At 60.0% G+C, this 12,640-nt stretch carries 10 protein-coding genes and 1 pseudogene; 6 read left to right on the top strand and 5 right to left on the bottom strand.

Annotation, left to right across the window (positions count from 1 at the left end):
• Positions 1–7: 7 nt before the first annotated feature.
• The 6 genes and pseudogenes from queD to codA all read left to right on the top strand — a co-directional run bounded on the left by queD (position 8) and on the right by codA (position 5,258).
• Positions 8–364: a 6-carboxytetrahydropterin synthase QueD gene (gene queD / locus KZH41_RS11495; RefSeq protein WP_003237990.1), complete on the top strand. Its 357-nt coding sequence runs from the start codon at positions 8–10 to the stop codon at positions 362–364.
• Positions 365–502: 138 nt separating this feature from the next.
• A pseudogene (locus KZH41_RS11490) lies at positions 503–688 on the top strand (GNAT family N-acetyltransferase); the annotation flags it as partial.
• A 9-nt stretch (positions 689–697) separates the two neighbouring features.
• Positions 698–1,321, top strand: coding sequence for an NUDIX hydrolase (locus KZH41_RS11485; protein ID WP_094951226.1), 624 nt, complete (start codon positions 698–700; stop codon positions 1,319–1,321).
• Positions 1,322–1,512: 191 nt separating this feature from the next.
• On the top strand, positions 1,513–2,781 hold the full coding sequence (gene codB, locus KZH41_RS11480; protein WP_263274846.1) for a cytosine permease: 1,269 nt from the start codon (positions 1,513–1,515) through the stop codon (positions 2,779–2,781).
• Entirely contained in the window at positions 2,778–3,995 is a 1,218-nt protein-coding gene (locus KZH41_RS11475; RefSeq protein ID WP_094951224.1) for a PucR family transcriptional regulator, read from the top strand. Before codB ends, KZH41_RS11475 begins: the two co-directional genes overlap by 4 nt.
• A 27-nt stretch (positions 3,996–4,022) precedes the next feature.
• Positions 4,023–5,258, top strand: coding sequence for a cytosine deaminase (gene codA / locus KZH41_RS11470; protein ID WP_263274845.1), 1,236 nt, complete (start codon positions 4,023–4,025; stop codon positions 5,256–5,258).
• A gap of 8 nt (positions 5,259–5,266) precedes the next feature.
• On the opposite strand, the gene KZH41_RS11465 is transcribed toward codA, so the two are convergent.
• From KZH41_RS11465 to KZH41_RS11445, 5 genes are all read right to left on the bottom strand, one after another.
• Entirely contained in the window at positions 5,267–7,423 is a 2,157-nt protein-coding gene (locus tag KZH41_RS11465; RefSeq protein WP_263274844.1) for a lipase family protein, read from the bottom strand.
• A gap of 15 nt (positions 7,424–7,438) precedes the next feature.
• Positions 7,439–8,230 carry a hypothetical protein gene (locus tag KZH41_RS11460; RefSeq protein WP_094951221.1) on the bottom strand — a complete coding sequence of 264 codons (792 nt, stop codon included), beginning with the start codon at positions 8,228–8,230 and terminating at the stop codon, positions 7,439–7,441.
• A complete protein-coding gene (locus KZH41_RS11455; RefSeq protein ID WP_263275098.1) occupies positions 8,223–9,059 on the bottom strand; it encodes a DUF4123 domain-containing protein in 837 nt (278 codons plus the stop codon). The genes KZH41_RS11460 and KZH41_RS11455 overlap by 8 nt, the downstream gene beginning before the upstream one ends.
• A complete protein-coding gene (gene tssI, locus KZH41_RS11450; RefSeq protein ID WP_263274843.1) occupies positions 9,059–11,077 on the bottom strand; it encodes a type VI secretion system tip protein TssI/VgrG in 2,019 nt (672 codons plus the stop codon). Before tssI ends, KZH41_RS11455 begins: the two co-directional genes overlap by 1 nt.
• A gap of 303 nt (positions 11,078–11,380) precedes the next feature.
• A complete protein-coding gene (locus KZH41_RS11445) occupies positions 11,381–12,367 on the bottom strand; it encodes a diaminopimelate epimerase (RefSeq protein WP_242155305.1) in 987 nt (328 codons plus the stop codon).
• Positions 12,368–12,640: the final 273 nt, after the last annotated feature.

The raw sequence follows: 12,640 nt of genomic DNA, 5'->3' as shown, positions 1-12,640 counted from the left end.
AAATACTGTGGAAATCTTCAAAGAGTTTACCTTCGAGTCCGCCCACCGCCTGCCCCACGTACCGGAAGGCCACAAATGCGGGCGCCTGCATGGGCATTCGTTCAAGGTGGCAATCCACCTGAGCGGCGACCTGGATCCCCATACCGGCTGGATTCGCGACTTCTCGGAGATCAAGGCGATTTTCAAGCCGCTCTATGAACGCCTCGACCACAACTACCTCAACGACATCCCAGGCCTGGAAAACCCGACCAGCGAAGTGCTGGCCAAATGGATCTGGACTGAGCTGAAACCTCTGCTGCCGGAACTCAGCGCGATTCGCATCCATGAGACCTGCACCAGCGGTTGCATTTATCGCGGCGAGTAAGCCGCTGCGGTAAAAAAACCACCCTTGCGGTGGTTTTTTTATGGCCGCCTACCTTACAGTCGTGGCTCCCCACCAAAACGAGCACGCGTGGATGCGCCCTTCAATACGCCCCGCCACTGCCGGGCCGTCGCCCCTGATTTCGGGCGGCTGTTGATGGGCTTTGCGCAGCAACAGGCGATCGACGCGGGCTACGAAGCGATCCGCCTGTACACCCATGAAACCATGACCGAAAACATCACGCTGTACACCCGCCGCGGCTATGTCGAAACCCATCGCGCGCAAGAGCATGGCCTGCGCCGCGCGTACATGACCAAACGCCTCTAGGAGAAGCCCATGGAAACTATCTGGCTGGCCCAGGCCAAGCGCCTGCAGGCATTGGCGTCCACGGGGCTGCATTTTTGCACCGACGCCTTTGAGCGCGAACGCCTTGAGGAAATCGCCGAGATTGCCCATAGCATGCTGGCGCAACTGGCGGATGTGCCGCTGGAACGTATCACCGGGCTGGTGCCGGATTTCGCCAAGCGCTATTCGACGCCCATGATCGATGTGCGCGGCGCGGTGATCGAGGGCGAGCGCATTCTGCTGGTGCGTGAGCTGACCGATGGCTGTTGGGCGCTGCCGGGTGGCTACGCCGATATTGGTTTGTCGGCGGCGCAAAACATCGTCAAGGAGATTCGCGAGGAAGCCGGGCTGAACGTTACTGCGCGGGCGCTGTACAGCGTCACGCACAAGGCCAAGGGTTTGTACCGCCCGGATGTGCGGGACTTCTACAAGTTGTACTTCCTGTGTGAACGCGTGGATCAGCTGGCACCGATGGCCGGATTCGAAACCACAGACGTGGGCTTTTTTGCTTTGGATGAGCTGCCGCCCCTGTCCCGTGGGCGCACCATCGAAAGTGATCTGCAGGCTGCGTTTGCGTTTCATCGCGGCGAGACCACCCAGACGCTGTTCGACTGATCCAATTTGTATCACTGGCGCACCGCTTTCGTGCCCGACTGGGCACAAAGACCACCCCTTCCGGCCATTCACCCCTGTTTGGCTATAAATACTGTGCACAGTGCACAACGCCCACCGTGCGTGCGCCACTGCTGCTGATTTGGCACGCGCGGTGCAATAAGCCTGCGTCACTCATTCAGGGAGCAAGGCACATGACGCAGCAAGAACCGGGCAACGATTACCCCCTCAGCGAAGTGCCGATGCATGCGCGCAAAGGCTTGGCGTCCACCGCCATGGTGCTGCTGGGGTTTACGTTTTTTACCGCGACCATGTTTGCCGGCGGCAAGCTGGGCGTAGCGTTCAGTTTCACCGACATGCTCGGCGTCGTGGCCTTGGGTAACCTACTGCTGGGCATCTACGCCGCTGGCCTGGGTTACATCGCCTTCAAGAGTGGCTTGAATTCGGTGTTGATGGGCCGCTTCTGCTTTGGCGAAGTGGGCAGCAAGCTCAGTGACTTGATCCTCGGCTTCACCCAGATCGGCTGGTACGCCTGGGGCACCACCACCGCCGCGGTGGTGCTGGGCAAGTACTTCGAGCTGAGCCAAGGCAGCGTGCTGGGGTTGATGGTGCTGTTCGGCATGGTGTTCTGCGCCACCGCGTATGTGGGGTATCGCGGGCTGGAGATCCTGTCCTACATCGCAGTGCCGGCCATGGGCATTTTGCTGTTTGTGTCGATGTGGGTCGCCACCGTTAAAGTCGGCGGCCTGGATGGCCTGCTGGCGGTGGTGCCCGCGGCTGAACTGGACTTGTCCACCGCGATCACCCTGGTGTTCGGCACCTTTGTCAGCGGCGCGACCCAAGCCACCAACTGGACGCGATTCTCCCGCTCGGCCAAGGTCGCGGTGCTGGCCAGCCTGATTGGATTTTTTGTCGGCAATGGCTTGATGGTGCTGATCGGGGCGTATGGCGCCATCGTCTATCAACAACCGGACGTGGTCGAAGTGTTGCTGGTGCAAGGCTTCGCCATGGCGGCAATGGCCATGTTGCTGCTCAATATCTGGAGCACCCAGGACAACACCATCTATAACTTCGCCGTCGCCGGCTGCAACCTGCTACGCACTAAACGCCGCAAGACCGTGACGCTCGCCGGTGCAGTGATCGGCACCCTGCTGGCGCTGCTCGGCATGTACGACATGCTGGTGCCCTACCTGATTCTGCTGGGCACGGTGATCCCGCCAATCGGCGGGGTGATCATGGCCGATTTCTTCTACCGCTATCGCGGCCAGTACCCGCGCCTGGCCGAGACACGCCTGCCCGCCTTCAATTGGCCTGGGCTGGTGGCCTATGCGGTGGGCACCGTGCTGGCGTTCCACTCGCCATGGGTAGCGCCGTTGGTGGGGATTGTGGCGGCGTCGCTGACCTACATAGTGCTGACATTAGTACTGCGCGTACGTGCGCCGCTGGCTGACGCCCCGGTATGAGCCTGACGGTCGCGGATGTGCTGGCCTTGCCGGGCCTGGAATCGATGCGCCTGCGCGCCGGTGACACCGGCCGCGATAACACCGTGCGCTGGCCCTATGTCGCGGAAAACAGTGGGATCGCCGAATGGGTACTGGGTGGCGAACTGGTGTTCGTCACCGGTATCAACCACCCGCGCGATGAGGCCAACTTGCTGCGTTTGCTGGATGAGGCCTGTCAGCGCCAAGTCGCCGGGTTGGTGATTCTTACAGGGCCTGCCTATATCCAGGCGATTCCCCAACGCTTATTGGACGCCGCCGAAGCCGCCGGTATGCCGCTGATCGAGCAACCTTATTCGCTGAAAATGGTGCTGGTGACCCAGGCGATTGGCTCGGCGTTGATCCAGTCCGAGCAACTGGGCCGTTCGCGGCATGATGTGCTGGAGCGCTTGCTGGCCGGTGATTATCAATCCTTGGAGGTGTTACTGCATCGCGCCGCGCAACTGGGCATGTCGCTGGCAGGGCATTGGCAGATCGTCCAGTTGCAACTGGAGGGTGGCGAGGCGTTATTTGCCCAAAACGACACGGCGCAGGTGGAGGCGCAGTTGGCGCGCCAGCACGACAGTATTGGCCGTCGGTTGCGGCAGTTTTCGGCGCAGCATCATGCGCTGTTGCCGGTGCTGGGGCGGGCTGGGCAATGGACCTTGCTGCTGCCGGCCACCGATGCTGTTGCGGCGCTGGCCAACCGTGAGCAATTGGCCGCTTGGCTTAACCCCTTGAACCTGCGCCTGGCACCCTTGAAGCTGTTTATCGGCCTGAGCGCCGCTGCGCACCCACCTGCGCGCCTGGCCCAGGCGCACGATGAGGCACGCCAGGCGCTGACGGCGGCGCGGCGTTTCAGCGACCGCAACGGGCTCTGTGTGTACGACGAACTGGGCGTGTTGAAACTGCTCAGCGGCGTGCGTGATCGCGCCCTGCTCGACCAGTTTCTTAACGAGCGCTTGGGGCCGTTGCTGCGTCACGACCTGCACCATGGCCCAAGCCTGATGCCGACCCTGGAAGCCTGGTTTCACGAGAATGGTAATCTAGTCGCCGCCGCCCAGCGCCTGGCCGTGCACCGCAACACCCTGACGCACCGCGTCCAGCGCATCGAAGCCCTCTGTGGGCTGACGCTGGACAACTCATATGACCGCCTGGACATCGGCATCGCCCTGATGATCTGGCGGCTATCTGCCTGACTGTCTTTAGCCAAGAGGAACTTGCCCATGCATATCATCAACGCCCGCCTGCGCAACCGTGAAGGCCTGCATGATCTGCACCTGGAACACGGCCGGATCGCCAGCATCACCCCACAAACGCGGGTGCCTGCTTTAACGGCCGGCGACTTGGACGCCGCCGGCAACCTGGTCATACCGCCTTTTGTTGAGCCGCATATTCACCTCGACGCCACCCTGACCGCCGGCGAGCCGCGCTGGAACATGAGCGGCACGCTGTTCGAGGGCATCGAGTGCTGGGGCGAGCGTAAAGCCACCATCACTCAAGAGGACACCAAGACCCGCGCCAAGAAAACCATCCAGGCCCTCGCCGCCCACGGCATCCAGCATGTGCGCACCCACGTCGACGTCACCGACCCCGACCTCACAGCGCTCAAAGCCATGCTCGAGGTGCGCGAAGAAAGCTCGCACCTGATCGACCTGCAAATCGTCGCGTTTCCCCAGGAAGGCATCGAGTCCTACCGCAATGGCCGCGAACTGATGGAAGAAGCCATCCGCCTGGGTGCCGACGTGGTAGGGGGCATTCCCCACTTTGAATACACCCGCGACCAAGGCGTGAGTTCGGTGAAGTTCCTCATGGACCTGGCCGAACGCACCGGCTGCCTGGTGGACGTGCACTGCGACGAAACCGATGACCCGCACTCGCGGTTTCTCGAAGTGCTCGCCGAAGAAGCCCGCAGCCGTGACATGGGCGCGCGCGTGACCGCCAGCCACACCACGGCCATGGGCTCTTACGACAATGCCTACTGCGCCAAACTGTTCCGCCTGTTGGGGCACTCGGGCATCAGCTTCGTCTCCTGCCCCACCGAAAGCATCCACCTGCAAGGGCGTTTCGACAGTTTCCCGAAACGCCGCGGCGTGACCCGCGTCAACGAACTGCTCGAAGCCGGCATGAACGTGTGCTTCGGCCAGGACTCCATTGTCGATCCCTGGTACCCCCTCGGTAACGGCAACATTCTGCGTGTGCTGGAGGCCGGTTTGCACATCTGCCACATGCTCGGCTACCGCAACCTGCAAAGCGCCCTGGACCTGGTCACCGACAACAGCGCCAAAGCCATGGCCCTGGGTGAGCGTTATGGCCTGGAACCTGGGCGCCCGGCCAACCTGTTGATCTTGTCGGCCGACAGCGACTACGAGGTGATCCGCAGCCAAGGCCTGCCGCTGTACTCGATCCGCAATGGCAAGGTGCTGATGAAACGGCAACCGGCGCAGGTGGCGTTTTTATAGGCGCCGTTTCAGACAATCGAATCGAGGTCCAACGGTTGCGCACGCCCTGGGCCGTTATGAGTCGGTGAAGGAATACTGGCAACTTGCGCCAGCACACGGTTTTCGTGGTGGCTGAACCAGCGCTTCAGGCTGGGTTGCAAATAGCTGGAGGACGCGTGACTGCCGTATACGTCGCGCGCTTCCAGACGTCGCCAGCGTAGGGTTTCCAGGCGCTGGCGACTGGTGCGCAACCGATCGATTTCAGCATTCAATGCCTGGTTATGTTCGTGCCCATATCCGCGCTGGTTTGAAGGGCGGCGGCGATCAAGCTCGCGGTTTTTGTCGCGCAGTTGTTGAGTCATGGTTTCGAGCGCATGGTCCAGTAGCTCGAACTCTCTTGGCGTGACCAAAGGCCCTTGCCTATCCACGGTTTGTTGCCAGCGACGAAATGTGGCCCAGGCTGCTGGAATATAGCTGGCGGTCATGGAGTGTTGGCTGGCCTGGAACAGTTGTTTCAGCAGGTTGGCGCGGTCGGGCATGTCGCCCTGCAGTTGCAGCGCCCGATTACAGCCGGCCTCCAGGATGGACTCACACGCGGGCCGCCATAACACCGAGGAGTGCGTGCCATCCGGAAGCGTGATCGGCATGAAGTGCTGTTGTTCACCATGATGCTGGTAAGGATTGCCAACGACGCGCACCAGCCCGGCGGCGAATAACAAGCCGCCCGACGCTGGGGCACTGAACAATATCACGGCCCCAGGAACCCAGAGTTTGGCGGTGGTGTTCATCCATGTGGCGGGAACACTGGGGACCGGGTCGTTGTGGTTGACGATGCGGTGGTGGACCAGGGATGAGGCGCCTTCGGTGAACTCGGTGTCGGCGCCGCGAGGCGCACCGTAGGTGTAGAGAAGAATGTTGTAGTGGGCGCTGGAGACTCGACGCAGCCCTTCTGCCAGTAGCAAGGCGATGGCGCCACCAAGGCTGTGCCCACAAATGATAATGCGTTGGCGGTCGTGAAATTTATCGAGGTATTGCAAGACAAATTCGCGCATCGCTCGATAGGCCAGATAGAAGCCTTCATGGGCTTTACCTACGCCATCGGCAAACGGCACTTGGTGAGCGTTTGCGTCTCGCAGTGCGTCAGCGCCACTGGCGGTGCCTCGCACAGCAATCAGGATGACTTCATCGTGGTGAGTAATAAATGCCTGCGTATCAGTGCCGAAATTTTTATCGTCGAAAAAGTGCACGAGAGCAGGATGCTCCTGTTTCGCTCCAAGCTGCGTACGGTTCTGCGAATACAACTCCGGATCGAAGGGCACAATTTCAAAGCGCTGTGAGTAGGCGACTTCCTCATAGAGCGGATAAAAGCGTTGAACCTGCTTACCGTCGACCTTCCAGGCTTCCTGATACCCCGAGAGTTTTTCCGCAAACAAATTCCCTATGCTTGGATCCCGCGGAAAGCTGACTTTATCCACTGGTCGGGTTGGAGGCTCCTGGCCAAACTCGCAGTAACTCAACGTAGACATGAGCGCCAGTTGATACAGGTTCAAGGCACAAAACCGATCATCCCCGGACAGCATCGGGCGTAGCGCACGCAACGGTCGTACTTCCAGCACTGTGTGCAGGTTAGGGAACAGCACAACGCCTGACAAAGCCGGCTGAGGCGGACCGAACCCAAGCTCAGCCATCATTCTTAGCGCGTGCCGCTGAGGTGCGAAGATCCGGGGCGCCAACGGCGGCAAGTGGGCAACATGTCGGACCAAGTCGCGTACTTCAACCTGATAAAACCGATCCGCTTGCCGCTGTGCGGGGTTCCCCTCAATGCGCTGACCATCAGCCGCAACAAAGCGGGTTTGTTCAGCGCGAATTTGGAGTTCGGTGATAGGTAATCTGTAAGTCTGGCGCGTACTCAATTCAAAATACGGCTCCTCTTTCCCAGAATACAGCCCTTCCAAAGCAAGCACGACGGGACCGCAGTAAAACCCTTGCAGCTTGGCAAATCCCTCACCCGTCAGCCTTCCGTTGTACTGCTGCCCTGTACTGTCGCAGATGCTGTACGCGAGCCCGCCGTACGCCTTCCCACAGCCCGTTTCATCAACCAGACAAAAGCTTGCCCAGTGCCCTTTCAACGCGCAAGCAGGCATCTTGCCACTAAAAAAAGGTTGCTTCCATGCTTCCTGTTTCATGAACCAGTTCCCTTGTTATTTACACGTGGGATAGACATCACAAGAGCGTCCATCCGGCATTATTATGGGTTTAAAGTCTGTTGTATCGCTGTCGCAAATGCCCCGCGTATCCTCATAACTTTCCCCCCGGCAGCGTTTCCAGCCGCCTGGTACAGCTATCCACCGTCGGTCAAAAGCCGGCGCCTCCTCGTCTGTAAATGCCAGCACCAGCCTAAGTGTCTTTCCGGGTAGCAGCTCGCGCTGTACAAGCCCACCCGCCCGGACTTTTTGCCGCTGTCCCATTGCGTCCAATGCTTTGCATTCCAGCAGTTTCCTGATCGCATGCGACCGCCCCACCGTCCGAAAAAACCACATACATTGCCCAGGTAATTCCTGTACGCCCGAATCCGGCATCCCCGCCACATCCTCAGACTCAATAGGATCCATAAAGTAGATCCCCCCCAGATCCCCACCGACATCACTGCTGCGCTCGCCCCACTTCGCATAAAATTCGAAGATCACACGGTGTAGCGTCGTAGGGCACCCCTCAATGGTTTGAGTCAACGGCAGGTCATAACTCATCCTTCCAGCCACGGGTTTGTATTCAGCAATAATGATCTTGCGTTCAGGCCTGTTGCCTCGACGCTGTGGCAACTTGCACATTTGGTACCTGGCGGGTTCATAGTAAGCCGCGCCTACAAATCTGAATTGCGCCGGCAAGTCCACCTCCAGCGTAAAGTGATTCACCGGCCCCGACGGCACCAGTGCACACCCCGAAAGCCATCCCGTTACAAGCGCAATCAAGGCGCCACGCAGTCGCTTACTCATGCTTACTCCTCAAAGTGCGCCACTGCTGCGACACTCGCTCAAAATGATCGCCAGGCGCCTCCTCTTGCAGCGGCTGCCACTGGATCACACTGCTTCGCGTCGCCTCCTCCAACCTGCGAACCACCAGGAATTCAAGTTGCTGCGGCCCACGCCATTGCCAACCGCGTGCTTGTTCCAGCACCTGGGCCAGCCAGATTCTGGGCTCCTGAAATTCGACCATGGCGGCCAAGCCCTCGCCGTGCTCGGTCAGCAGGTAGCGCAGGATATTGGCGTGCAGGATGGCGTCGGCCTGGGGGTTGGGCGTGTTCAGCCAGGGCGCGGGCACAGGCGTCGGGTACTCACCGGGGGCAGGGTTTTCGCCCTCGCACCAGTGGCCCTCATGCCAGTAGTACACGTTGATCAGTGGCCCGAGAAACACCGGCCAACGTTCGATCGGCAGGTGGGCTAAAGCGCGGGCCACGGTACGGTTATCGTGAAAGCGATACAGCGCCTGGCTGCCTGCGGGCCCTACCAACATTCGCTCGCGCCAGTGTCGAGCCACTCCGGCCAGGTCATCATCGGGCAGGCTGCCCAGCCAGCCCCAATTCGCCTGCGGGTGTTGTAGCAATTGAACCAGCGCGGGCTCCCCTACCTGCTCCAGCAGCAGGATCACCGGGCCAAGAGTTGCCAGCTCGGCCACGGCCGTTTCACCGTAGAGAAAGCAGTACTGCGAAACATTACGAGCCGCCAACAACGGCTCGCGGGCGTCATTGTTTCCCTCAAGGATCAAACAAAGGCGGCGCCCCGCCTGTTGCTGTCGGGCCATCCACAGGCTGGGCATGCGCTCCATCATGCAGCCCTCCTTGGGATGTCACACCGACCTTCACGGCATTGCTCACACACTGGGCAGTAGTCGGCACCTAACTGCCGGGCCGTATCCATGATAGCGCCCTGCGCTGCTGTAAACTTCGGGCCACCCGCTGCAGAAAACGGGTTCGCCGACACGCTTGCAGGCGGGGCGCCGCCGACAGTGATGGGCCGACTGCTGAACACCCCACCCGCCTGGATCATCAGGTGCTCTCCCCCGGCCTGCAAACTCAATTGTGCGCCTGCATCGATGACCAGGCTGGCACCGGCCTTGAGATAAACCTGTTGCCCGGCTTCGATGACCAGCGTGCGCCCCACACGGGTCTCACTGTTACCTTGCACATCCAGGCGATCATTCGCTTGGAGCACCACGTTGCGATTACCCGTGGTGTGATGGTGCTCTTCGCTTTCCAGGCGAACCGTGCTTGCCCCACGAATGATTTCACGGCGCTCTCCGGCCACTTCCAGGCGGCTGTCATGCCCCACCTGCTGCTCCAGGTCCCGTTGGGCGCGCAGGTAGATAAGCTCCTCGCCGCGACGGTCTTCAAGGTGCAGCTCGTTGGCCCCGCCGCCGCCCAGGGCGCTGCAGCTGCGCAACACGCTGCGCGTCTTGTGTTGTGGCAAAGGATAAGCTGGCATGTGCAACGCATTGGGCAGGCAGCCGTTGATCAAGGGCTGGTCGGGGTCGCCGTACAGAAAGGTCACCAGCACCTCCATGCCCACCCGAGGGATCAGCATCGCGCCGAAGCCATCGCCTGCCCAGCCGGAAGCCACTCGGACCCAGCAACTGCTTTTATCGTCGGTTTTGTCCAGCCGGTCCCAGTGAAAACGGACCTTCACCCGACCGTAGGCATCGCAATGCACCTCCTCGCCTTCCGGCCCTGTCACCGTGGCCGTCTGGCTGCCGCTGATCGTCGGTTTGGGATGTTTGAGGGGCGGTCGATGCGTTGCACGCCATGGCGTAGCGGTGAATCGATTGCGATAGCCTTGGAATACGTCAGCCTCAAGCACGGCCTCCTCCAGCACTTGCGGTTGATACCCCTCATGACGCACCGACGTGATCAACCACAGGTCGTTGCAGGCAGGGTCCGGGTGATCACGCAGCTCTAGAAAGTAGCCGCTGCTTAACGCCGGTTGATCACTTTTACCCAATGCACGATGGCGATCGCTCAGATGGCGTTCCAACCCCCGACGTGCCAGTTGCTTGCCACGTGCGTGGCCGGTAAACCCGGCGGGGCAACGGTAATCTTCAAGGGTTTGCAACGCTGCAGCACTGGCCTTTTGTTGCAGGCGCAACGACGGATGTTCGAAGTCATGATCGCGGCGCACCGTTTGGCGGCTGCGGGTTTCCAGGCGCACGTCGAAACGCCGGATCGCTCTTGTTTCAGCCGCCAGGTCGCCCACCGCGCAGTATTGCTGCACAGGCAAGCGTCGAAACACCGTTTGATCATCACCAAACACCAGCAAATGATTATTCGGGCTGTGGCGAAAGTGGTAGTGAATGCCCTCCTCTTCGCACAGCCGTTGGATAAAGTGCAGGTCGCTTTCCGCGTATTGCACACAGAACGTGCGCGGCGGATAGACCACAGGGCCAAGTTCGAAGGCATAGGCGTCGGCAAAGATGCCATGGGGTTCGAGTACCGCGACGATGATCTGCGGCACGCTGCGTTGCTGGAAGATCCGCTGGTCACGCCGATGGGCAAGGCACGCCAGGCGGGGTGCCAGGGTGAGGTGATAGCGGGTCAGCCGGGCGCCGGGGTCATCCCGGCCAATGGCGTAGACCTGCCCATGCAGGCCCGCATCCGCTTCGCCAACGTCTAGATAGGCAGGCTGGTGGAGCAGCGCCTCCAGGTCCAGGGAAGGGTTTTCGCTGACTAATTGCAACTCAATGAAATAAGGCTGGTCCAGGGACTCGCTGCCTTTGAAGGCCAACACCTGAAAGTCGTTGTTCACTTGTGGAAGTATCAATTTAAAACGTGAAGAAACAAACGCATCAACCATCCGCAAGTTACCCATCATCAATGATTTGATTGAAAGGCTTTCTCCCATCGGATACCGATTTAACTGCTGGAAAAAAGCACCTGAACGCCCTAAAGCTTAGCGATTACAGGCGAATTGCGGCGCCGAAAAAAACAAAAAAGAAGTTTCGTACGACTTGGGAGGAAGTGTCTTTTACAAAACAAGACAAACGATCAATTAAACACATTTCCACAACAAGAAACTTCCCACATCAACTTTACAAACTTAACTAGTTGATAAGGAAACAGCCGACACTTATTCAAGATATCAGCCGCACACCAAAATTCAGGTTTGCCGCTGTGCAGTCCCGAACAAACTGACGCTCAGCAATATTTCAGCCTGACCCTGCAACCGTACCGGCGCAGTGCCACCTGGCATGACCACGGCCACTTCTCCAGCCTCAACCCAACCGGCCCGCCATGCCGCGCATGCCACAGCACTGGCACTGGTCCCGGAGGACGCAGTTGGCCCCTCGCCCCGCTCAAACACTCGCGCAATCACCCGATTGCCCGAAGACCTTGCGGCCCATTGCAGGTTGACGCCAGCCACACAGGGTTGGCCGCGCCCCACCGGTGGCGCAAAGGCAATCGCCTGCAAAGGGTCAAACAATGCGCTCTGATGCATCGACTGATTGTCAGGTAATGCCCCTGCGTGCTCCACGAGCGTCACGCAGTGGGGGTTACCGACACGGACAAACTGGCTGTGCGCCCATTGCGGGTTGATCGCAGCCAGCGCAGCGACATGGCTGAATTCTCGATGCCCCATAGTGATCGGCTCAATACCGCAAGCCGCCACTGCAGATGGCCCGAACGCCGGCTGCCCCAGGGCCAGCCAGAAGCCCGCAACCTGTTCGTTGACCGCAGGTTCCACATAGGTCGCAAGCGGTGACGCCGTGTGCACGTTGTCGTGATGGACGCGCAATTCACAGCCCTGAGTCATCAAGCCTTGATCGGTCAGCGCCTGGGCAAAAATGGTCAAGCCGTTGCCGCTGCGTTCGGCGAGTGAGCCATCCGTATTGACGATCAGCACGTCAAACGGCGGCGCGGCCTGGAATGGCCCGACCAACAAACCATCGCAGCGGTGTGCCTTGGCATCGGCCGCATGGGGCAAGGCGCCCCACCCACATTCGGCGGCGATAGCCGACGGTGTCCAAGCCTTGCGAGTACTCGCGGCCAGGCCCGCGTGCTCGGGCACGTCAACGCCTTGGTTACGCAGATACGCCGGGCTGACCACGCCGTAGATATTGCCCCGCGCGTCGTAGAACAAGGTCATTTTGCCACCCGTTTCAAAACCTTCATCGGCTCGCCCATCCAATTGCCTACACACTGGAACGGCAGCGTATTACAGAACCGCCAACCTGTGGGAGGTGGCCTGGAAGGTGGTAATCCAGTGCAAGAACCCCGGGGTTCAGCAATTCTCACCAGGATTACGCACCTTCCAGGCCACATCCCGCACGTTCGATACGCTTATGTGTGGCGACTTCGTGCAGAGCGTTCCGAGTTTGTAAAAATAAAAGTCGTTATCCCAAGCGCAATCCGCAATCCG

The sequence above is a fragment of the Pseudomonas sp. YeP6b genome, from assembly GCF_025642995.1.
Taxonomy (GTDB): Bacteria; Pseudomonadota; Gammaproteobacteria; order Pseudomonadales; family Pseudomonadaceae; genus Aquipseudomonas.
The sequence above is the reverse complement of the archived record's forward strand: the minus strand, read 5'-3'. Positions and strand labels throughout refer to the sequence as shown.